This window comes from Maribacter sp. R86514, assembly GCF_044597005.1.
Lineage (GTDB): Bacteria > Bacteroidota > Bacteroidia > Flavobacteriales > Flavobacteriaceae > Maribacter.
This window is the reverse complement of the sequence record NZ_CP138999.1, coordinates 1,950,598-1,972,506: the sequence shown is the minus strand read 5'-3', so window position 1 is coordinate 1,972,506 and position 21,909 is coordinate 1,950,598. Positions and strand designations below refer to the sequence as shown.

Genomic DNA, 21,909 nt, shown 5'->3' with positions numbered 1-21,909 from the left:
TCGATAAACGAGATTTAATGCTGCCAGGGCTTGCCCCTAGGTTATTTACTAATAATTAAACAAGTTCTTTCAAATGCTTACAAGAAGGCACATTAGGGTAAAGGTAATGCAGAGTATTTACGCTCTAATTCAGTCTAAGGACGATTCATTACAGAAACAAGAGAAGTTTTTAAAGGTAAGCATAGAGAATACCTATACGCTGTACCTTTTATGGTTAAGCCTTTTTGTTGAGTTACAGAAAAGAGCGGCAGACCAAATTTCCCTTTCCGCTAATAAATACATTACCGATAAAAAGACAGCATTTCCTAATCCTAAAAAGTTTATTCAAAACAAATTGTTATTGCAAATTGTTGAGAATAAGACCTTAGAAGAAGAGCTTACCCACAGAAAGTTAGATAATTGGTATTTGAACGAAGAGTATGTAAAATTGATCTATAAAGAGATTTTAGATAGCGATGCCTACCAAGAATACATGTCTACACCTGAAAGTGACTATGCTGCCGATAAAGAATTGGTGATGACCTTGTTCAAGAACATAATAGCACCAAACGAAAAAATATACGACTACTTTGAAGATGATAAATTAACCTGGGTAGACGATATACCTATTGTGAACACTTTTGTTTTAAAGCATTTTAAGAAAGCAAAATTAACGCACCCGGAATCTTACTTTTTACCAAGCTTGTTGAAAGATGATGAGGATATGACATATGCAATGCAATTGTTGACAAGAACCTTATTAAAGAACGATGCGTTAGAAAAAGAGATTGAAGGCAAAACACCAAATTGGGATAAAGATCGTATTGCAGGTATTGATAGTATTCTATTAAAAATGGCTATTTGCGAGCTATTACATTTCCCTTCTATTCCAGAAAGGGTAACTATAAATGAATACTTAGAAATTGCCAAAGAATATTCTACACCTAAAAGTAGCATTTTCATAAACGGAATTCTCGATAAGCTTACTAAAGAATACAAGTCAGAAGGAAAGCTTAATAAAATGGGAAGAGGTCTATTATAAAAATATTTTATAATTTTACAATTAATTGATAAATCTAAATAGTATGAAAAAAATAGTTCTAATCGTTGGCCTTGTATCAATGGTGGCTTTTACTTCTTGTAAAGACAATGCATCAAGTAAAATTAAAACTGATAATGTAGCAGAAGCTGCGGTAAGAGATGAGGCTGCTAAAGCGGTACCTGTAATGTCTTTTGAAAAAGCAGAACATGATTTTGGTACAATTGAGCAAGGTACTCCACAAGAGACCGTATTTACGTTTACCAATACAGGTAACGCTCCATTAATTATTACCGATGCTAAAAGTAGCTGTGGTTGTACAGTTCCTAATCCTCCAAAGGATCCAATTGCACCAGGTGAAACAGGTGAGTTGAAAGTAAACTTTAATGGTTCTGGTCAAAACCAGGTTACTAAAACCATTACGGTTACGGCTAACACTGAAAAAGGTTCTGAGCTTTTAAGAATCAAAGCTTTCGTTAACCCAAAAGGAGCAGCTCCATTAGGACCTGTTAAATAATTATAACTTACAGATATACCAAAAATGGGTGATATAGGGCAGTTTCTTCCAATGATTTTGATTTTTGTGGTCGCATATTTTTTTATGATCAGACCTCAAATGAAAAGACAAAAGGATGAAAAGAAATTTTCAGCAGAATTAAAACGTGGTGATCGTGTTATTACCAAAAGTGGTCTGCACGGAAAAGTAGTAGATTTGAATGATAAGGATACTTCTTGTGTATTGGAAACAATGGCAGGGAAGTTAAAGTTTGATAGATCTGCCATATCCATGGAAATGAGCGCTAAGTTGAACGCTCCAGAAAAGAAATAACTTTTTCTGAATTCATATAAAAAACACCGATGGAAACATCGGTGTTTTTTTGTTTTCAATTTTAAGATAATAGCTTACTTCTTGTATTGATCATGCAGTCCTCTACCTGCTAATATCAACGGAACTATCTTTTCTAATCTAGATAGTTTTGTTTTTTCTTGTTTAGCGGTCGCTATATACTCGGCGTAATCTTTTTGTTTGGAATAGGTTAATTTGCTAAAAGCGTCCATTATGTCATGGTTGTTTTCTAATGCAATAGATAAATGAACGGGAAATACAATTTTGGTTTTAGGTTTTTTCTCAACCTTTACCTGTAAACCTTTCTTTTGATTTTCTATAGCCTCATTTATATAAGCTGTAATGTCTTTTTTATCTATACCTTCAAGTGAAGTAAATTTCCAGTGACGCATTGCCATGGTTTTGCCTTCTTGTGCGTTTTCTAAAACTTTTTTAGAATCACTTAAAAAGACGCCGTTAAAAAACCAGATACCAAAGTGATTTTTGAATTTGCTTATGGCGATGACATTTTTATTATTGATCATGTAGGTAGGGAAATTCCATTTGTAGGTTTCCGTCATACCGCAGTTTAAAGCAACGGTTCTTAATTGGGCTACGCCATTTTTAAATTGATGTGCTTCATTATAAAACAAATCTATTTTTTCTTGCTTTTCCATTTTGTTATTGATTTGCCGTCAATTCACAAATGCGCACAATTACTTCTACCGCTTTCTGCATGCTCTCCACAGGTACATACTCATACTTTCCGTGAAAGTTATGTCCGCCGGCAAAAATGTTAGGGCAGGGTAAGCCCATGTAGCTTAATTGAGAGCCATCTGTACCGCCTCTAATGGGTTTAATGATTGGTTTTATGCCAATATCTTCCATAGCCTTTTTAGCGGTTTCTACAATATGAAAAACAGGTTCTACCTTTTCTTTCATATTAAAATATTGATCATTTAATTCTAGATCGATGCAATTATCATATTCATTATTATATTTTTTGACAATATCTTGAACCAACTCTTTTCTTTTATTAAAATGCTTTAAATCATGATCTCTAATAATGAGTTCTACGGTTGCATTTTCAATTTCTCCATCAAAATGATGCACGTGAAAAAAACCTTCTCGACCAGTGGTTTCTTCCGGCACTTCATGTTTTGGTAAATCGCTGATAATCTTATTGGCGATTAAAAGGGCATTTACCATTTTACTTTTTGCATAACCTGGGTGTACACTTTTACCTTTTACCTTGATCTTTGCTCCCGCGGCATTGAAATTTTCATATTCTAGCTCGCCAATTTGACTTCCGTCCATAGTATATGCCCAAGCAGCACCAAATTTTTCTACATCAAATTTATGTGCACCACGACCAATTTCTTCATCTGGAGTAACCCCAACTCTAATAGGTCCGTGCTTTATTTTAGGATTGTTGATTAAATATTCCATGGCGGTAACAATTTCTGTAATACCAGCTTTATCATCTGCACCCAAAAGTGTGGTGCCATCTGTAGTAATGATGGTCTGACCAATATACTGTAGTAAATCATCAAAATAGGAAGAAGATAAAATGATGTCTTTCTCTTTGTTCAGAACAATATCTTTACCATCATAGTTTCTAATAATCTGCGGATTTACGTTCGTACCTGAAAAATCTGGTGACGTATCAAAATGAGAAATAAAACCAATGGTAGGTACTTCGTGATCCACATTAGAAGGTAGGGTTGCCATGATATATGCATTATCATCTATAGTAACATCTGTCATACCTATGGCCTTTAACTCATCAACTAGTTTATTGGCTAAATTCCATTGCTTTTCAGTGCTTGGTGTGGTCTCTGATGATGAATCGCTTTGCGTATCAATAGTAATGTAACTAATGAAACGGTCTATAATATGCTGCATGCTAAATGTGTTTTATCAAAAATAAGCTTATATATTGTAATTTTATAAACGTAATATTCCATAAATACAATGTTGATGAAATTTAGATTTCTAGTAGTATTGGCTTCTGTTTTATTTTTCACAAATGTAAATGCACAAGCAGATTGTATTCTTGGTGTAGGCGTTACAAGCGATTCTATTATATCAGATATCTTTCAGTTGAACGATATGCAAAAATCAAAACTGGAACAATTTAGTACTAATATCAAACTCCAAAATGAAACCTTGAATAATAATTTAGCGGAAGTTAAGAGTAAGCATCCTCAAAGTAACGTTACTGAACTTCGTCAACTGGCCGATAAATATAAAAATGTAATGGACAGTATGGCTAGGGTTCAAGAAGTAGCGGATAAGAAAATGTTAGCTTTGTTCAATTCAAATCAATATGAATTATACTTGTCTTTATGTAAAGATGCATCACGGTCTGCATACATTGTAGTACCTGCTGTCTATACGGATAGCATACCTAATGAAAACAGATAAAATATTGCTTAACTTTTTCATTTACAGTTTGTACTTTTGCGGCTTATAAATTATATACATGTACAGGCTTTTTATTAGACCTCTTTTATTTCTTCTCGATCCAGAAAAAGTTCATCACATTAGTTTTTCAAGTATTAAGTTTTTTTCCAAAATAGGTCTGTCAGGACTTATTAAATCTATGTTCGTTGTTGAGGATAAGAGTTTGGAACGTGAGCTTTTTGGTTTAAAATTTAAAAACCCCGTTGGTTTGGCCGCCGGTTTTGATAAAAATGCTGTTTTATATAATGAACTTTCTGATTTCGGGTTTGGATTCGTAGAGATAGGTACATTGACACCTAAGCCTCAGGAGGGGAACCCTAAGAAGAGATTATTCCGTTTAAAAGAAGATAAGGCTATCATTAACCGAATGGGATTTAATAACCATGGCGTTTTTGAAGCCGTAGAGAATTTAAAGAAAAATCATAAGGTACTTATAGGTGGTAATATAGGTAAGAACAAAGTGACACCTAATAATGAAGCCATCAAAGATTACCTCATTTGTTTTGATGCATTATTTGATCATGTAGATTACTTTGTTGTGAATGTAAGTTCACCAAACACTCCGGGTTTGCGTGAGCTACAGGATAAAGAGCCATTAACGGCATTGTTGAATGAACTTCAACTAGAAAATGCTAAGCAAAGTGAACGTAAAGAAACTATACGTAAACCTATTTTGTTGAAAATAGCACCAGACCTTACTGATAGTCAATTGTTAGATATTATTGATATTGTAAGCGATACTTCTATAGATGGGGTTATTGCGACCAATACAACTATTTCTAGAGAGAATTTGAAATCCCATGCGCTAATAACGGAAGAAGCTGGCGGTCTTAGTGGTGCTCCTTTGAAGGATAGAAGTACAGAGGTTATTCGCTTTTTAGCTCAAAAAAGTAATAAAGCATTTCCAATAATTGGTGTGGGTGGTATAAACTCTGCTGAAGATGCCATAGAGAAACTAGATGCCGGGGCAGATTTAATTCAATTATGGACAGGGTTTGTATATGAAGGTCCTGCATTGGTGAAACAAATTAACAAAGCTCTTTTGGAGAAAACAGCAACTGCGTAGCAGAAACTTTTTAATATAGAAAAAGCCCTTGTACAATTTGTGCAAGGGCTTTTTTTAATTGTAATGGGTTCTATTTTTTGGTCCAATAATCTACCACGAATACATCTTCTAAATGCGGAGTTAATACAGCTCCAAAAGCTTTGTGGTCTGGGTGCGGTAAATAAATTGCCCGATCTTCTTCGCTTTCAAAAGTGAGAAAAAAGGCATGTGTAAAGCCTTTATCCAAACCTTCCGGACTATTGTTCAGTCCCCATTCATATCCTTTGATTTGCTCAATTTTTGAAGGTAGTGCACTAAAAGCATCTTCAACTTTTTTAATCTGTGCAGGGGTTGTTCCTTCCTTAAACTTAAAAAATACGGTGTGCCTTAATAAGCTATCGCTTTGGATCATTGTTGTTGAGTTCATGTTTTCATTTGTCTTGGCAAAAGCGTTTGAAGCAAATGAAATACTAATTAGTAACAGAAGTAATTTGATTTTCATAGTGTTTGATTTTTAAACAAGATATTAAAAATAGGTGTAATTGGCGGTAATTCGTACTTTTCGGGTAGAACTAATATTTTTAAGTTTGAATTACGAGATTTTATTGGCTTTTTCAATGGCGACCTTTGTTCTGGCACTTTCACCCGGTCCTGATAATATATTCGTGCTCATACAAAGCATTAGTAATGGCAAAAAATATGGCTTAGCGGTCGTTGCAGGATTAATGACCGGTTGTTTAGTACATACTACATTATTGGCATTTGGGGTTTCTGCAATTATTAAGAATAACCCTCCCATATTTACTTTTATTAAAATGTTTGGAGCTGTCTATTTATTATATTTAGCTGTAATGGTGTATAGAGGTGGTGATGCCATTTCTATTGCCGGCGAAACAAAGAACAAAAACAAATTAGGTATATTATACAAACAAGGTTTTATAATGAATGTGTTGAACCCTAAGGTGACCATATTCTTTCTAGCTTTTTTTCCGGGATTTCTATTTTCAGATTCTTTAAGCAATGTTATTCAATTCTATACCCTTGGCTTTTTATTTATCGTAGTTTCTTCACTTGTTTTTGGCGCTATCGCAGTTTTATCTGGTCAAATCTCCAATTTTCTGACAGCCAATAAGAGAACAGGATTTGTTTTAAAGTGGATTCAAGTTATCGTCTTCATCGGAATTGCGATTTATTTACTTATCGGGTAGTTTATTTGAAATATTAATATGAGATACTGATTTAGAGTTCGTATTTTTACGAAATGTCTAATTCAAACATCAAAATAGTTGAGTGTCCTAGAGATGCTATGCAAGGCATAAAGCAATTTATACCCACAGATCAAAAAGTTAGGTATATACAATCTTTGTTAGGCTGCGGATTTGATACTATTGATTTCGGAAGTTTTGTTTCGCCAAAGGCAATACCACAAATGGTAGATACTGCAGAGGTGTTGTCCAAGTTAGATTTGTCTAAAACAAATTCTAAATTACTTTCTATAGTGGCAAACGTGCGTGGTGCACAAGATGCGGTTACACACCCTGAAATTGACTACCTAGGTTTTCCATTTTCTATTTCAGAAAATTTTCAAATGCGAAATACGCATAAGACCATTGCCCAGTCCGTAGAAACTTTGCAAGAGATATTCAACTTAGCCGATGCCGCAAATAAAGAGGTAGTAACCTATATTTCTATGGGTTTTGGTAACCCATATGGTGATTCTTGGAATGTTGATATTGTAGGGGAGTGGACAGAGAAGTTGGCAAAAATGGGTGCAAAAATATTATCACTTTCAGATACCGTTGGTTCTTCTGATCCCGAAACTATTTCATACTTGTTCTCGAACCTAATTCCTAAATATCCAAATATCGAATTTGGTGCGCACTTACATACTACGCCTACCAAATGGCATGAGAAAGTGGCTTCAGCCTACGAATCTGGGTGTAGACGTTTTGATGGTGCTATACAAGGTTTTGGTGGCTGCCCTATGGCTAAGGATGATTTAACCGGCAATATGCCCACAGAAAAAATGCTTTCCTATTTTACTTCGGCAAAAGCAGATTCAGGAGTTAATTGGATGACTTTTGAGGCTTCTTATAATAAAGCCACCGAGTTATTTACAGCCTACCATTAACTATCTTATTCTCTATCAGCCTAATATTATTTAATCGTTAAGTTTATTTAGATTTATTATAGATAAGCTTGTTTTGTATTGCATCAAGTTATAAGTTTGCATTGTTATTTGAAACAAGTCTAAATAAAAATTGAAAGTAAAATGAATAAATATTTATTAGCATTAACTGCGGTTGCGGGATTGGCAATAACATCTTGTAGTTCTGAAGATGATAATTTAGATCTTTCACCATGTGATAATTGTACCATTGATTTTGAGGTGCCAGATTCTTATACGTTTACTAGAGACGGGTCATCTACAGTTAGTTTTGATGGGCAGACTACAAGAATAAAAATGGGACAAGAGCTTTTGTCAAATTTCAATGTCCCAACCAATACGGTTGATGATTTAAACGGAATGTTCGCTCATGTGGAAGGAGATAGCAATTTTGAAGAAGCGGCATTGAATGAATCAGATAAAAGTATTCGTAGTAAAGTTGCGGCATCTGCAGATTTTTATTCGACCAACGCTACAGATCAAGCTTTAATTCGTGCAGACTTAGATGGATTCATAAGTGCACAGGTTTCTGAAGTATATCCTAATTGGGAGATTGCCGCAGAAGCTGGTGTTGCCGGGCAATTAGCTGATGGTGAAAGTACACGTTATGTAAATGCCAATGGTTTGGAATATAATCAAATGTTCGCAAAATCATTGATCGGTGCCTTAATGACGGATCAGATTCTGAATAATTACTTAAGCACGGCTGTTTTGGACGAGGCAGAAAATATTTCCAATAATGATGCAGATATAGTGGAAGAGGGTAAAGAGTATACCACTATGGAGCACAAGTGGGATGAAGCTTATGGTTATGCTTACGGTTTAAACGCCGACCAAGCAAACCCTAATGCTGACCTTGGTGCAGATAGTTTCTTGAACGAATACATAGAGCGTGCCAATGCAGATTCAGATTTTGACGGTATTGCTGATGAAATATTTGATGCCTATAAATTAGGTCGTGCTGCAATTGTAGCTAAAGATTATAATGTTAGAAATCAACAGGCAGAAATAATCAAAGAGAATATTTCTAAGGTAATTGCAATTAGGGCTATTTATTATTTACAAAATGGTAAAACGAAGTTAGAAGGAGATAATCCGAATTTCGGTGGTGCCTTTCATGCACTTTCAGAGGCTTATGGCTTTATTTACAGTTTGCAATTTACAAGAAAGCCAAATTCTTCAGAACCATATTTTTCTAAAGATGAGGTCGATACTTTCTTAACTACATTATTGGCAGATGGTGAAAACGGATTGTGGAATGTAGAAGCTTCAACGCTTGATACTATATCTGATGATATTGCAGCGCGTTTTGATTTTACCGTAGAGGAAGCTGCTGAATAATGGTTTAAAATTTTAAAAAAAGCAATTATAACGAATAAGATTAAATTGCTTTTTTTATTTTTGCATTTAATTAGAATAAATAAAAATAAGCTATGAAAAAGATAATAGGGACATTGTGTATGATGACCTTAGTATGGGCATGTTCTAGTGATAGTACTACAGATGATGAGGTAATTATACCAGATGAAAAAGAAGAAGTTTCTTTTGAGCGTAGTGCCATGTTGATCAATTGGGCAGATAATATAATTATTCCTTCGTATGAAGCATTCTCTAGTGACTTAGAAGCTTTAATAAATTCATTCAACACTTTTAAAGTAGATGTTAATGAAGGTAATTTAACAGCATTTCGCTCTGCATGGATAAATGCTTATACTTCTTGGCAGCGTGTTGAAATGTTTGAAATTGGTCCTGCGGAATCAGTAGGTTTTCAACTGAACATGAATATATATCCAACGGATAATGAGAAAATTGATGGGTTTATTGTGGATGGAAGTTATGACTTATCCTTATCCTCTAACAGAAGTGCTAAAGGGTTTCCGGCTTTAGATTATCTGTTAAACGGGTTAGGTGAGAACGATGCTGAGATTTTAGGCTTCTACAATGGCGATAATAAAGAAGCGTATCTGAAATATACAGAAGATGTTTTATTGGACATGCAAGCATTGACCGCAACTGTTGTTTCAGATTGGACAACGGGGTATAGAGATACTTTTGTAGCTAATGATGGATCTTCATCTACGGCATCTGTTGATCGTATGGTAAACGATTATATTTTTTATTTCGAGAAATATCTAAGAGCAGGTAAAATGGGAATTCCATTAGGCGTTTTTTCCGGCAGTACTTTGCCAAGAAATGTTGAAGCGTATTTTGATGCAAGTATTTCCAATGATTTATTTCTAGAAGGTTTAGCCGCTGTTCAAGATTTTTTTAATGGCAAGCATTTTAACTCAACTACAGAGGGAGAAAGTTTGGCGTCTTATTTAGGTGCATTGAATTCGGTTAAAAACGAAGAAGATTTATCTACGTTGATCAACGATCAAATGAATACAGCAAAAAGTATGGTGATGGATCTTTCAGCCTTTAGAGCGGAGATTGAAGATAACAATCCGCCTACCAATATGCTTTTAGCTTATGATGAAGTACAAAAAGCAGTACCTATGCTAAAAGTAGATATGGTTTCAGCAATGAGTATTAGTATTGATTTTGTTGATGCCGACGGTGATTAATGGAATCGGTGATTAATAAATATATAAAAGCTCCCGTAGAGACCGCCCCTTTGGCGGTCTTTCGTATTTTATTTGGTCTAATGATGTTTTTTAGCATTGTTCGGTTTTGGAGCTATGGTTGGATCGATAAACTTTACATTCAGCCAACATTCTTTTTTTCTTACTTTGGGTTTGAATGGGTAAAGCCATTAGGTATGTATACTTATCTCATATTTATTATTTGTGGTCTTGCAGCGCTACTGGTGGCTCTTGGGTATCGGTATAAATTAAGTATTGTCATATTCTTTTTGAGTTTTACCTATATAGAATTAATGGATAAGACAACATACCTTAACCATTATTACTTTATAAGCTTACTTAGTTTTTTAATGATATTTCTGCCCGCAAATGCAACATATTCCGTAGACGCATATCTAAACCCTAAAAAAAGTTTTGAATATGTACCTAGCTGGACAGTGAATAGCATTAAGCTACTTTTAAGTATCGTATATTTTTATGCTGGACTGGCGAAGTTAAATTCAGATTGGTTGCTAAAGGCTATGCCTTTGAAAATTTGGTTGCCTTCAAAATTCGATACTCCGTTTATAGGTGGTTTACTTGGTGAAGAGTGGGTGCAATATGCATTTAGCTGGTCTGGAGCACTATATGATTTAACGATTCCTTTTTTCTTGTTATACAAAAAAACCAGACCGTATGCATTTGTAATGGTCGTAGTTTTTCATGTGTTGACTAGGGTACTTTTTCCTATTGGCATGTTCCCGTATGTAATGATCATTTCTGCTTTGATATTTTTCGATGCAAGCTTTCATGAGAAAATATTAAAATACCTTTCGAAGTTCTTGAAAGTGGATGATACGAAATTTAATAATCAGAAAGTTTATCAGCATTTTTCGACTATTACATCGAAAATGAAAATGACCGTTTTAATTGCCTTTTTTGCTATACAACTTATTTTTCCTTTTAGGTATCTTTTGTACCCCGGTGAGTTATTCTGGACGGAAGAGGGATACCGATTTTCTTGGCGCGTAATGCTCATGGAAAAATCTGGTTACGCACAGTTTAAAATTGTAGATGGTGAATCTGGCAGATGGTTTTATGTGGATAACACAGATTTTATCACTCCGTTTCAAGAAAAACAAATGGCATTTCAGCCAGATTTTATATTAGAATATGCCCATTTTTTAAAAAATCATTTTGAAAAAGATGGCCATAAAAATGTGCAGGTATTCGTAGATTGCCAAGTTAGTTTAAATGGTAGGTTAAGTACAACATATATAGACCCTACTATTGATCTTGGAAAACAAAGAGAGTCTTTTTTACATAAGAATTGGATAACACCATTTAAAGATGAGATTAAAGGAATTTAGTTATATACTGTTATTATTAGTATCATTTCCATTATTTGGGCAACTAAGTATTTCAGGACAAGTAACCGATGAAGATGGCGCACCCGTTTCTGATGCAGAATTGTACATTAAAGAATTAGAGCGTTTAGAAACAACAAATTCAGAAGGTTATTATTCAGTAGAAAGTTTAGCGGCAGGTACGTATACCATAATTGTATTTGCCTATGAGTTTGAAATTGAAGAACAAGATGTTGTTCTAAATGACAACGTTACTTTTAATGTAACACTGCAGCGTCTACAAGTCAACAATTTGTCAGAAGTTGTTTTAATTCATAAAAGAGAAGAGGTTTTTGCATTAAAACAACTGAAGAAAGTAGAAGGTACAGCAATCTATGCCGGTAAAAAGAGTGAGGTAGTATTACTTGAAGGTATTACTGGTAATTTGGCGGCTAACAACCCAAGACAGATATATAGCCAAGTAGTAGGACTCAATATTTATGATAACGGCGACGCAGGTTTACAATTGAATATAGGTGGTAGAGGTTTGGACCCTAATAGAACGGCGAATTTCAACACCAGACAGAATGGGTATGATATAAGCGCAGATGTTTTGGGTTACCCAGAAAGTTATTACACTCCGCCAGCTGAAGCTTTAGAGGAAATTCAAGTAGTTAGAGGTGCAGCTTCATTACAATATGGAACACAATTTGGAGGATTGGTGAATTTTAAATTCAAACAGCCCAACCCAAATAAGAAAATCGAATGGGTTAGTAGGCAGACAGTGGGGTCTTATGATCTAAAAACCTCGTTTAATAGTCTTAGTGGTACGGTAGGTAAAATAAGTTATTATACATATTTTAATTATAAAGAGGGCAGTGGTTTTAGACCAAATTCTAATTACAATAGTAGAAATTATTTTGCGCACATAGGGTATCAGGTTTCTGATAAAACGAAACTTACGCTAGAGACTACATTTCTTAATTATTTGGCGCAACAGCCAGGTGGTCTTACAGATGCCCAATTTATTGAAGATCCTACTTTTAGTAATAGGGAACGTAATTGGTTTGATATTGATTGGAAATTGTACTCCTTGCGTTTAGATCATAAATTCTCTTCAAAAATGGATTTTAGTTTGAATCTTTTTGGATTAGATGCTTCTAGAAGTGCACTTGGTTTTCGTACAAACAGGGTGTCGCAGCCAGATGACCTTGAAGAACCACGAGAGTTGTTAATTGATAATTTTCAGAATTGGGGTGCAGAAGCTAGATTGCTTACTAGGTATAAACTGGGTAATACAGAATCGGCTCTTTTATTAGGCTCTAAAATTTATAGAACCGATAATGATCAAAGACAAGGTCCTGGTACAAACGCTTCTAATGCGGACTTTAATTTTGCGGATGATGAATTTCCAAATTACGAGAGACAATCTCAATTTAATTTTCCTAATTCTAATTTGGCATTCTTTGGTGAGAATATATTCAATATAACTCCAAAATTCACCTTAACACCTGGTTTTAGATTAGAGCATATTAAAACAGAAAGTATTGGTAGTTATAAGAATATTGTCCTTGATCTGGCGGATAACCCACTTTTAAATGAAGAGATAGAAGATAATAGAGAGTTTGATAGAACGTTTTTGTTGCTTGGTATAGGGGCTAGCTATAAGTTAAATTCCAGTATTGAGTTTTACGGTAATTTTTCTCAGAATTATAGGTCCGTCACTTTTAGTGATATACGAGTGGTGAACCCTTCTTTTCAAGTGGATGAAAATATCTCAGATGAAGATGGCTTTACTGCAGATATTGGATTTCGAGGTAGATATAACAATGTGTTGTCTTATGATGTTAGTGCATTTAGCTTATTATATGACAATAGGTTAGGGGAGATATTAAAGAGCGAAACACAGACCAATGCTTTAGGTGAAGAAGTGGAAACGGGAAGTATAGTTCGTTTTAGAGGTAATATTGGTACTGCCTTTATGTACGGTATTGAGAGTTTTGCAAATTGGAGTATCAAGGAAACTTTCCTATCTGCTAGTGAAAAGTTGAAACTAAATTATTTTGTAAACTTGGCGTTGACCAATTCGGAGTATTTATCTTCAGAAGAAACGAATGTAGAGGGAAATAAGGTAGAATTTATACCTGACGTAAACCTGAAAACCGGACTTAATTTCGGGTATGGCAACTTAATAGGTAGTTTGCAATACACGTATTTGTCAAGTCAATTTACAGATGCGACTAATGCGCCACAAGATGTAAATGATAATCAACGTGGTATAGAAGGAGAGATACCTGCATATGACATTATGGATTTTTCTTTGGCTTATTCTTATAAAAAATGGAAATTAGAGACTGGTATAAATAATCTTTTGAATAATAGCTATTTTACACGTAGAGCAACTGGGTACCCAGGACCTGGTATTATTCCGTCAGAACCGAGAACATTTTATACGACTTTACAGTTTAAATTTTAGTATGTCATCTGGTAAAGTAATAGTATAGTTTACTAAAAAGATGTCTTGCTTGGTTTTTAATATAGCCTTTTTATGTGAAGCTTTTGCTAAGGTTATGTTAATGGTATATAAGTCAACAATATTCGCTATATTTGCACGCAATTAAATCCTTAATTGCTATGCAAGCCCACCAAAATAAAATTCTAGGAGAAGGTCTAACTTACGATGATGTACTGTTAGTACCTGCTTATTCTGAAGTGCTTCCAAGAGAAGTAAGTATTCAGACAAAATTCACAAGAAATATTACAATCAATGTACCTATCATATCGGCAGCGATGGATACGGTTACAGAGTCTAGAATGGCAATTGCCATGGCTCAAGAAGGTGGTATAGGTGTTCTGCACAAGAACATGACCATTGAGCAACAGGCAATGAAGGTGCGAAAGGTAAAAAGGGCTGAAAGCGGAATGATTTTAGATCCGGTTACCCAACCACTTGATTCAAAAGTAAAAGACGCCAAGGCTAATATGAAAGAGTATAGCATTGGTGGTATTCCTATTGTTGATGCCGATGGTAAACTATTAGGTATCGTAACCAATAGAGATTTACGTTTCGAAAAAAATAATGAAAGACCAATATCAGAAGTAATGACATCTGAAAATTTGGTAACAGCAGCAGAAGGTACTTCACTTTCAGAAGCTGAAGATATTCTGCAGCAACACAAAATTGAAAAACTACCTGTAGTAGATAAAGATTATAAGTTGGTAGGTTTAATTACATTTCGTGATATTACTAAACTAACCCAAAAACCTAGCGCCAACAAAGATCAGTATGGTCGTTTACGTGTAGCAGCGGCATTAGGTGTTACTGCAGATGCAGTAGACAGAGCTGAGGCATTGGTTAATGCCGGTGTGGATGCTGTGGTTATAGATACTGCTCATGGGCATACAAAAGGTGTGGTATCTGTATTACAAGAAGTAAAAAAGAAGTTTCCAAACTTAGATGTTATTGTTGGTAACATTGCAACTGGCGAGGCTGCTAAGTATTTGGTAGATGCAGGTGCAGATGCTGTTAAAGTTGGTATTGGTCCTGGTTCTATCTGTACGACAAGAGTTGTTGCAGGTGTTGGTTTTCCTCAGTTTTCTGCTGTTTTAGAAGTAGCAGCGGCTATAAAAGGTTCTGGTGTTCCGGTTATCGCAGATGGTGGTATTCGGTACACGGGTGATATCCCTAAGGCTATTGCTGCAGGTGCAGATACAGTTATGTTAGGATCACTTTTGGCAGGAACCAAGGAATCTCCGGGAGAAACGATTATCTATGAAGGTAGAAAGTTTAAATCTTACCGAGGTATGGGGTCTGTAGAGGCAATGAAGCAAGGTAGTAAGGATCGTTACTTTCAAGATGTTGAAGATGATATCAAGAAATTAGTACCTGAAGGTATTGTAGGTCGTGTGCCTTATAAAGGTGAATTATACGAAAGCATTCACCAATTTATAGGTGGTTTAAAAGCTGGTATGGGATACTGTGGAGCAAAAGATATTGCTACGTTACAGGACAATGGAAGATTTGTTAAAATTACAGCTAGTGGTATTAATGAAAGTCATCCACATGATGTAACCATTACAAAAGAAAGTCCTAATTATAGTAGATAGAAAAATAGATGTGTATAAAAAAAGAGGTCTTTTAGACCTCTTTTTTTATGTCTCAATATTAATCTAAAGAGGTGTCTATCTGTTTCTGCAGAAGTTGCACCCTTCTTAAATCATCTGAAGCTTGTAATACTTTTGATTTCAATGAAGGATTTAAATCGGGATTTTCCTCAAGAAAACGCTGTAATATTTCATATGCCTGTGGAGATGTATAATTACCTATAGTACTACTTAGCCATCTCTTTGGGAAAAAGATATCACCTGTTTTTTGTATTTCATCAACTAAGTCTAGACTTGCCCTTAGATAGTTAATAGATTCTTTTTGATGTAAAGGGTGATTTAAATTATTCATTGCATTAGCCACCCATGATTCTTTAGCACGGTTTTCTTCAAGTTTTAGAGATTCAAAGAATGCATTTTTAGTGTTAATGTCTATTGAAAGAGATGGAAGTAAAAACTGAAATCTATTTAATTTGTCATTGTTGCTTATTGCTTTTTCAGCTATATTAAGGATGCTCTCACTTTCGGGATGTTCGTATAAGGCTAAATCCATCGCCAATTCCGTAAAATTATCATCGTTAAGTTTTAGGTTACTGATTACTATATCTTTTTTCCAGATTTTGTATAATCGGTCTTGGGAAATACCTGTATAACCTAATGATACATAGGTATTGTATAAGGTCTTTTTAATATTGGGCGAAAGTTCTTCTTGTAATTTAGCCCATATCTCTTCTGTAATTTCTTTCTGATAAAAAAGGCGTTGTTCAGTAGTAAGATATTTCCAAAAAACTGAAGTGGTATACCTAGAAATGAGATTAATTAATAATTCATTCTTTTCATTAACTAGTCCTTTTGAGTATAATTTTATTGCTTCATTGGGAGTAATACTGCCATTTAGCATATTCTCATACACATTGATGTAGGCGTAACCACGAGCCACTTGGTCATTTATGGAAGGTATAATTTCTATATCTTGTTCTTGAACAGGAAACACTCCGTAGCCTTCAGCATTAGAATTATATAATATTGCGCTCGGTTTATCCATGCCAATAGCTTCATCTAAACTTAATTCGCTACCAACCATGTTAACGGTTAACGTCTTGGTTTTATCAGGATAAAGAAATGATACGTCAAATCTCTGTGGCCACGAATGATTAGATTTATCTTCTGCTTTTTGAAATAGTTTATATGAGGTTATTTTATTGTCATCACCATATTCAATATCATCACTAAAGATGGGTCTACTAGAACTATTGACCCAAACATCGCTCCACCCAACCATATCAGTAGTAGACTTTTTATCAAGAATATCAATTAGCTCACCCCAAACAGCATTCTTGAATGCAAAGGTTTTAATGTATTCTTGAATGCCTGTTTGAAATGCCTCTTTACCTAAAACGGTTTCTAGTTGACCCATCATTATTGGCGCTTTGTTGTAAATAATACTACCGTAAAGTGAACCTGCGTTGTTGAGGTTTTCTAAGTCTTGGCGAATAGGGTTTGTACCCAATGTTCTGTCTTCACCATAAGCATTGGGGTAGTGGGTGATCATGAAAGCCAATTGATGGTCTATATCTGGGAAAGCGGGATTCATAATTTTATCTGCCATGAAATTGGCAAACACCTCTTTCATCCAAACATCATTAAACCAATTCATAGTTACTAAATCGCCGAACCACATATGAGATGTTTCGTGGGCAATTAGCTTTGCACGGCTTAATTTTCTGTTAGCGGTAGCGCTTTCATCTAAAAAGAGAGAAATCTCACGGTATTGAATTGCGCCTACATGTTCCATTCCTCCATATTGAAAACCGGGTATTGCAGCGAAATCCATTTTTTGAAAAGGAAAGGGATATGCGGTATAATCCTCTAAAAATGATAAGGATTGCTGATGTAGATCAAAAATGGAGTCTAAGCTGTACTTAATTTTGGTGGTATCCGTTTCTCGGTATGATAGGGTCATATCCATATTAGCCGGTTTTTGAGTTACAGATTCAAATTTACCCGCTACAAATGAAAATAGATAGGTACTCATTTGATCAGAAGCACTAAAATTATGTTGTGTGTATTCACCTTTCTGAGTTTGCTTTACTTCTTTAGATCCACATAAAACTTTCCAGTCGTTTGGTGCTGTAATATTTAGCGTATATATACCTTTTATATTAGGTTGATCAAAACAGGGGAATAGTGTTCTTGCACGATCAGGTACTAATAAAGTATACAAGTAATCTTCATTTCTATTAAGAGAAAGCTCACCAGCATCAAACTCAATTATAACGGTGTTATTTTCTTTAATCAAGTGGTTTTCATGTAAAATGATATGTTCATTTTTATGAAGAATATCAACTTTAGTTTTGTTAATGGATACCGATTTTATTTTGGTAGTTTCCTCTTTAAAATCTAAGTAGACTGGTTCTTTAAGATGTTCTAAATCAAAATTTAAAACCAGTTGAGAAGGTATAGGAGCTTCTTGTTCTATAGGGATATCAAAACTTAAGTTGTAATGAACATTGGATATTAGAGAAGCTCTTTGGGTTGCCATAGCTTCCGATACTCCAGATTCAAGTGGCTTTACAGTATCCCTTTTGTTAGTGCATGATAATAATATAATGATTAAAAAACTAGCGTAAAATAGATTCTTCATAAGTTAGCTTTTTCCGTTGCTGTGAAAGTACTTTAATGAAGATTGCTTTCCAATTTTTGAAGAGTTTAAACGGCTACATGAAATGGAGGTGCACTTTTATTTATAATGATACGGTAGTATGCTATTAATAATAGTAAATAATTGACAAGTATTATGATAAGATTTTTATTGCTAAAAATTGATTTCTACTGTAACTTACAGAGCTTAGTTGTGTAAACATTTATCGAATTCTTTTACAATTTTCAGCACGTCAGATTCATTTAAACCTCTGTTTTTTAAGCTCGAAACTAAATCGGGACAATCAGAAAAATATTTGATGCCGTTTTTACGAAATGATTTTGCAAAGGGACCTGAATTGTAAAGAATAGAAGCGACGCCTTCAAACTTTCTTTGAGCGTAATATCTTGTATTATAAACGGTATTATTGTCAAACACATGAACTATGTCATGTACACTGTTTACAGGAGATGGTAAATAGGCATTGTTGTCTGTTTCAGTTATTCTTTTAAATAACCTTATTTCGTCACTTTCATAAACAACCTCAAACAATCTATATTTAGAATCTGATATTTTAACGAATTGATAATCCCATGTTTTATTTAGCATGTGATTTTTAATAATTACTTTTTTAACATCAAAATGGCTATAGTTGGTTTTCTTAGTTTTAGGACTTTTTTGAAATTTTACCTTTTTCGAACTTGTTAGCGCCATATCATCTAAAATAGGTAATATCATTCTTCCCTTTAATGTATCGCCATTTCGTAAAATTAACTCGCCATATTTCCACTCACTTTGCCATTTTTTTTTGTTTTGACCGTATACAGAAATTATACTTAATGAAGAAAGTAGAATAATCAATAAATACTTCATAAAACTTGTTTCTCGTGGTTTGATAGCATACTAAACTATATCAAATACTTTGATAAAATCTTAGTTTCTTCTGTCAAAAATGAATAGAGATTTTAACTAAAGAGGGGTAAGGTTTTTATGCTTATTTACCAGCTTCACCAGTATAGGCTTTCCAGTCTTTTTCTTTGTAAATGTCGCTGCCAAAATAGCGAGCAATTTCTAAGAATGGCTCTGGCTTTTGATAACCAGGTATTGGAGAGAGCATGTTTAATTCTTCGTCTAAGAAAATAGTAGTTGGGTAGCTTAAACGCCCTTGCATTAAAGCGGCTGCAAATTCATGATAACCCTTTCTGCCCGAGGGAACAAATTTATATGTCTTCCCTTTATATTCGATTGGGTCTTTACCTTCACCATCAAACTTTACCATATAATAGTTCTCTGCCATGTATGCAGCTACTTCCGGATTTTGAAAAGTGTCCTTATCCATTTTCTTGCACCATCCACACCAATCTGTGTACACGTCAATAAAGACTTTCTTTGGGTTGGTGTCGGTCGCCGTTAATTCGGCAGCCTCTTCCCAAGAAATCCAATTTACCTCTTGTGCATAACTAGCGGTCGAAATAAAAAGAACGGCTAAGAATAAAAATGATTTGGAAAAAGATAAAGAATACGTTTTCATGAGTTTAATTTGAGTGTATAGTCCAACTATTATACCAAAACTAACGTATTTTTAAATGCTTTATTTCACTTTTGCGGTTTCTTTAACAGCGAACAAATCTTTTACATCTACTTGATTGCGAATTAAATCGTCAAAAGTTTCTCTTTCACGTATTAGAATTGCTTTTCCTTTATGCCAAAGAACTTCTGGTGGTCTAAATCTTGAGTTGTAGTTACTTGCCATAGTAAAGCAATATGCACCTGCATTTTTAAAGCAAAGAATATCGCCTTCGGTAATCTCGTTTATTCTTTTATTGCTGGCAAAAGTATCGGTCTCACAGATATACCCTACAACAGAATAATAACGTTCTCTACCACTTGGGTTAGAAATGTTGTTTATTGTATGTGTAGCACCATAAAGCATTGGTCTAATTAAATGGTTGAAACCTGAATCTACACTTGCAAAAACTGTTGATGTAGTTTGTTTTACCACATTTACTTTTGCAAGAAAAACACCTGCTTCGCTCACTAAAAACTTGCCTGGCTCAAAAGCCAATGTCAAATCTTTACCATATTCTTTACAAAACTCATTAAAGCGTGTACTTAGTTTTTTTCCTAGTTCTTCAACATTGGTTTCAATATCACCTTCTTTATAAGGTACTTTGAAGCCGCTACCGAAATCGATAAAATCAAGATTTTTGAAATTGCGAGCAGTATCAAAAAGTATTTCTGAAGCATATAAGAATACGTCGATATCTAAAATGTCGCTACCTGTATGCATGTGAATACCGTTGATATTCATTTTTGTCAATTCTACAATACGAAGTAAATGCGGAATTTGATGTATACTGATGCCGAATTTAGAATCTATATGACCAACGGATATATTAGAATTTCCACCTGCCATTACATGCGGATTAATACGTATACATACCGGAATATTTGGATGCTTACTACCAAATTGTTCTAATATAGAAAGGTTGTCTATGTTAATGCGTACTCCTAATTTAGCAGCTTGCTCAATTTCTTCTAAAGAAACTCCGTTAGGGGTAAAAATGATTGATTCTGGTTTAAAACCTGCTAATAAACCTAGTTGAACCTCTTGTATAGAAACGGTATCCAAACCGCTACCAAGACTATTCATCAATCTTAAAATAGTAATATTAGAAAGTGCCTTGGCTGCATAGTTAAGTTTCAATTTTTTTACAGAACCAAAAGCTTTGGTCAATCTATTGAACTGTGAAACTATTTTTTCCGAGTCATAAACATAGACCGGATCACCATAGGTTTTTGCGATTTGCAATAAATCCTCATTTCTCATGCTATCTATTTTTTAGCAAATTTACTTTTCTAAATGCTTAGGTACAAAAATAATAACATAAATACATTTAAAATAACAAATTGTGATATTTGAAACAATTGTCTTTTTTATTTATTTTGGAGCTGAATAAACCTCTTTGTATTTTTAGCACATGAGATTACCATTATTTCCATTACAGTCTATTTTTTTTCCTGGCGAAACAGTGCCGCTGCATGTTTTTGAAGATCGCTACAAACAATTAATTCAAGATTGTAGAAATGAAGCCATCACTTTTGGTATACCTGTTTTCATAAATAATAAGATGGAATATGGTGTTGAAGTACAATTGGTAGAAGTTGTTACAACCTATGATACCGGAGAAATGGATGTGGTCTGTGTAGCCAGGCAAGTGTTTAAATTACTTGCTTTTGATAATGTTATGGATGATAAGTTGTACGCTGGTGGTATTGTAAAGCTTATGGAGTACGATTTTGAAGCTACCGATGAAAAAAAACAGACGATTATAAACGGTATAGAGCAATTGTACGCCATTATGGATGTCCCTTATACAAAAATCAATGTAAAGGAATTCAATAGCTTTACACTAGCTCATAAAATTGGGTTGTCTTTTGAGCAAGAGTATCAGCTTTTACAGATACCTTCAGAAAATGACCGACTTAATTTTATTGGGCTTCATTTGACATCTACAATTACCGTACTATCTGAAGTAGAAAGAACAAAAAAGATTATAGAATTGAATGGTCATTTCAAAAATTTTGATCCGCTAGATTTTAAGGATATAGAGATTTGATAAGGTATAGAGCGATAAAATGAATCACTTTTTAATAGTTTTTTGTTTTTATCGGGTTAATTAGGATAGATATTCCAATTAATTACTAGTATTTTTAGATTATTAATTACTG

At 34.4% G+C, this 21,909-nt stretch carries 20 protein-coding genes; 13 read left to right on the top strand and 7 right to left on the bottom strand.

What is annotated here, in order from left to right:
- Window positions 1–73 precede the first annotated feature (73 nt).
- Genes nusB through yajC form a run of 3 tightly spaced genes read left to right on the top strand, consistent with a single transcriptional unit; the run spans window position 74 to window position 1,847 of the window.
- Complete coding sequence (gene nusB / locus SJY30_RS08720) at window positions 74–1,021, top strand: transcription antitermination factor NusB (protein WP_396635162.1); 948 nt, start codon at window positions 74–76, stop codon at window positions 1,019–1,021.
- A 43-nt stretch (window positions 1,022–1,064) separates the two neighbouring features.
- Window positions 1,065–1,535 carry a DUF1573 domain-containing protein gene (locus SJY30_RS08715; protein WP_036152838.1) on the top strand — a complete coding sequence of 157 codons (471 nt, stop codon included), beginning with the start codon at window positions 1,065–1,067 and terminating at the stop codon, window positions 1,533–1,535.
- Window positions 1,536–1,559: 24 nt separating this feature from the next.
- Window positions 1,560–1,847, top strand: coding sequence for a preprotein translocase subunit YajC (gene yajC, locus SJY30_RS08710; RefSeq protein WP_036152840.1), 288 nt, complete (start codon window positions 1,560–1,562; stop codon window positions 1,845–1,847).
- 74 nt (window positions 1,848–1,921) lie between these two features.
- Here yajC and SJY30_RS08705 read toward each other — a convergent pair whose 3' ends face one another.
- Both SJY30_RS08705 and pepT read right to left on the bottom strand, forming a co-directional pair.
- Window positions 1,922–2,521 carry a YdeI family protein gene (locus SJY30_RS08705; RefSeq protein ID WP_396635161.1) on the bottom strand — a complete coding sequence of 200 codons (600 nt, stop codon included), beginning with the start codon at window positions 2,519–2,521 and terminating at the stop codon, window positions 1,922–1,924.
- Between the two features lie 4 nt (window positions 2,522–2,525).
- Entirely contained in the window at window positions 2,526–3,749 is a 1,224-nt protein-coding gene (gene pepT / locus SJY30_RS08700; RefSeq protein WP_396635160.1) for a peptidase T, read from the bottom strand.
- A 75-nt stretch (window positions 3,750–3,824) separates the two neighbouring features.
- On the opposite strand from pepT, the gene SJY30_RS08695 reads away from it, so the two are divergent.
- Together SJY30_RS08695 and SJY30_RS08690 are read left to right on the top strand one after the other, a co-directional pair.
- Complete coding sequence (locus tag SJY30_RS08695; RefSeq protein WP_396635159.1) at window positions 3,825–4,271, top strand: hypothetical protein; 447 nt, start codon at window positions 3,825–3,827, stop codon at window positions 4,269–4,271.
- Window positions 4,272–4,329: 58 nt separating this feature from the next.
- The gene (locus SJY30_RS08690; protein WP_396635158.1) at window positions 4,330–5,376 is read left to right on the top strand and encodes a quinone-dependent dihydroorotate dehydrogenase; all 1,047 of its coding nucleotides are present in this window, start codon (window positions 4,330–4,332) and stop codon (window positions 5,374–5,376) included.
- Window positions 5,377–5,446: 70 nt separating this feature from the next.
- Here SJY30_RS08690 and SJY30_RS08685 read toward each other — a convergent pair whose 3' ends face one another.
- Window positions 5,447–5,857, bottom strand: coding sequence for a Dabb family protein (locus SJY30_RS08685; protein WP_303598097.1), 411 nt, complete (start codon window positions 5,855–5,857; stop codon window positions 5,447–5,449).
- A gap of 85 nt (window positions 5,858–5,942) precedes the next feature.
- Between SJY30_RS08685 and SJY30_RS08680 the strand changes: the two genes are divergently transcribed.
- From SJY30_RS08680 to guaB, 7 genes are all read left to right on the top strand, one after another.
- Complete coding sequence (locus SJY30_RS08680; protein ID WP_396635157.1) at window positions 5,943–6,563, top strand: LysE family translocator; 621 nt, start codon at window positions 5,943–5,945, stop codon at window positions 6,561–6,563.
- Window positions 6,564–6,616: 53 nt separating this feature from the next.
- Window positions 6,617–7,486, top strand: a complete 870-nt coding sequence (locus SJY30_RS08675) for a hydroxymethylglutaryl-CoA lyase (RefSeq protein ID WP_396635156.1) — start codon at window positions 6,617–6,619, stop codon at window positions 7,484–7,486.
- 141 nt (window positions 7,487–7,627) lie between these two features.
- Complete coding sequence (locus SJY30_RS08670) at window positions 7,628–8,863, top strand: DUF4856 domain-containing protein (RefSeq protein WP_396635155.1); 1,236 nt, start codon at window positions 7,628–7,630, stop codon at window positions 8,861–8,863.
- 92 nt (window positions 8,864–8,955) lie between these two features.
- Window positions 8,956–10,089, top strand: a complete 1,134-nt coding sequence (locus SJY30_RS08665) for an imelysin family protein (protein WP_396635154.1) — start codon at window positions 8,956–8,958, stop codon at window positions 10,087–10,089.
- A complete protein-coding gene (locus SJY30_RS08660; protein WP_396635153.1) occupies window positions 10,089–11,456 on the top strand; it encodes an HTTM domain-containing protein in 1,368 nt (455 codons plus the stop codon). The genes SJY30_RS08665 and SJY30_RS08660 overlap by 1 nt, the downstream gene beginning before the upstream one ends.
- Window positions 11,437–13,908 carry a TonB-dependent receptor domain-containing protein gene (locus SJY30_RS08655; protein WP_396635152.1) on the top strand — a complete coding sequence of 824 codons (2,472 nt, stop codon included), beginning with the start codon at window positions 11,437–11,439 and terminating at the stop codon, window positions 13,906–13,908. Before SJY30_RS08660 ends, SJY30_RS08655 begins: the two co-directional genes overlap by 20 nt.
- A gap of 158 nt (window positions 13,909–14,066) precedes the next feature.
- On the top strand, window positions 14,067–15,539 hold the full coding sequence (guaB, locus tag SJY30_RS08650) for an IMP dehydrogenase (protein ID WP_036152871.1): 1,473 nt from the start codon (window positions 14,067–14,069) through the stop codon (window positions 15,537–15,539).
- 58 nt (window positions 15,540–15,597) lie between these two features.
- On the opposite strand, the gene SJY30_RS08645 is transcribed toward guaB, so the two are convergent.
- The 4 genes from SJY30_RS08645 to lysA all read right to left on the bottom strand — a co-directional run bounded on the left by SJY30_RS08645 (window position 15,598) and on the right by lysA (window position 21,007).
- Complete coding sequence (locus tag SJY30_RS08645; protein ID WP_396635151.1) at window positions 15,598–18,180, bottom strand: M1 family metallopeptidase; 2,583 nt, start codon at window positions 18,178–18,180, stop codon at window positions 15,598–15,600.
- A 204-nt stretch (window positions 18,181–18,384) separates the two neighbouring features.
- On the bottom strand, window positions 18,385–19,050 hold the full coding sequence (locus tag SJY30_RS08640) for a hypothetical protein (protein ID WP_396635150.1): 666 nt from the start codon (window positions 19,048–19,050) through the stop codon (window positions 18,385–18,387).
- A gap of 121 nt (window positions 19,051–19,171) precedes the next feature.
- Window positions 19,172–19,708, bottom strand: a complete 537-nt coding sequence (locus SJY30_RS08635; protein ID WP_396635149.1) for a thioredoxin family protein — start codon at window positions 19,706–19,708, stop codon at window positions 19,172–19,174.
- 60 nt (window positions 19,709–19,768) lie between these two features.
- Complete coding sequence (gene lysA / locus SJY30_RS08630) at window positions 19,769–21,007, bottom strand: diaminopimelate decarboxylase (RefSeq protein WP_396635148.1); 1,239 nt, start codon at window positions 21,005–21,007, stop codon at window positions 19,769–19,771.
- A 151-nt stretch (window positions 21,008–21,158) separates the two neighbouring features.
- Here lysA and SJY30_RS08625 point away from each other — a divergent pair, with 151 nt between their 5' ends.
- Window positions 21,159–21,797, top strand: a complete 639-nt coding sequence (locus SJY30_RS08625; RefSeq protein ID WP_396635147.1) for an LON peptidase substrate-binding domain-containing protein — start codon at window positions 21,159–21,161, stop codon at window positions 21,795–21,797.
- The last annotated feature ends 112 nt before the right edge of the window (window positions 21,798–21,909 follow it).

Bases quoted from the DNA above. Each gene is read 5' to 3' on its own strand.
- nusB (WP_396635162.1), top strand. From the start codon at position 74: ATGCTTACAAGAAGGCACATTAGGGTAAAGGTAATGCAGAGTATTTAC.
- SJY30_RS08715 (WP_036152838.1), top strand. From the start codon at position 1,065: ATGAAAAAAATAGTTCTAATCGTTGGCCTTGTATCAATGGTGGCTTTT.
- yajC (WP_036152840.1), top strand. From the start codon at position 1,560: ATGGGTGATATAGGGCAGTTTCTTCCAATGATTTTGATTTTTGTGGTC.
- SJY30_RS08705 (WP_396635161.1), bottom strand. From the start codon at position 2,521: ATGGAAAAGCAAGAAAAAATAGATTTGTTTTATAATGAAGCACATCAA.
- pepT (WP_396635160.1), bottom strand. From the start codon at position 3,749: ATGCAGCATATTATAGACCGTTTCATTAGTTACATTACTATTGATACG.
- SJY30_RS08695 (WP_396635159.1), top strand. From the start codon at position 3,825: ATGAAATTTAGATTTCTAGTAGTATTGGCTTCTGTTTTATTTTTCACA.
- SJY30_RS08690 (WP_396635158.1), top strand. From the start codon at position 4,330: ATGTACAGGCTTTTTATTAGACCTCTTTTATTTCTTCTCGATCCAGAA.
- SJY30_RS08685 (WP_303598097.1), bottom strand. From the start codon at position 5,857: ATGAAAATCAAATTACTTCTGTTACTAATTAGTATTTCATTTGCTTCA.
- SJY30_RS08675 (WP_396635156.1), top strand. From the start codon at position 6,617: ATGTCTAATTCAAACATCAAAATAGTTGAGTGTCCTAGAGATGCTATG.
- SJY30_RS08670 (WP_396635155.1), top strand. From the start codon at position 7,628: ATGAATAAATATTTATTAGCATTAACTGCGGTTGCGGGATTGGCAATA.
- SJY30_RS08665 (WP_396635154.1), top strand. From the start codon at position 8,956: ATGAAAAAGATAATAGGGACATTGTGTATGATGACCTTAGTATGGGCA.
- SJY30_RS08660 (WP_396635153.1), top strand. From the start codon at position 10,089: ATGGAATCGGTGATTAATAAATATATAAAAGCTCCCGTAGAGACCGCC.
- SJY30_RS08655 (WP_396635152.1), top strand. From the start codon at position 11,437: ATGAGATTAAAGGAATTTAGTTATATACTGTTATTATTAGTATCATTT.
- guaB (WP_036152871.1), top strand. From the start codon at position 14,067: ATGCAAGCCCACCAAAATAAAATTCTAGGAGAAGGTCTAACTTACGAT.
- SJY30_RS08645 (WP_396635151.1), bottom strand. From the start codon at position 18,180: ATGAAGAATCTATTTTACGCTAGTTTTTTAATCATTATATTATTATCA.
- SJY30_RS08640 (WP_396635150.1), bottom strand. From the start codon at position 19,050: ATGAAGTATTTATTGATTATTCTACTTTCTTCATTAAGTATAATTTCT.
- SJY30_RS08635 (WP_396635149.1), bottom strand. From the start codon at position 19,708: ATGAAAACGTATTCTTTATCTTTTTCCAAATCATTTTTATTCTTAGCC.
- lysA (WP_396635148.1), bottom strand. From the start codon at position 21,007: ATGAGAAATGAGGATTTATTGCAAATCGCAAAAACCTATGGTGATCCG.
- SJY30_RS08625 (WP_396635147.1), top strand. From the start codon at position 21,159: ATGAGATTACCATTATTTCCATTACAGTCTATTTTTTTTCCTGGCGAA.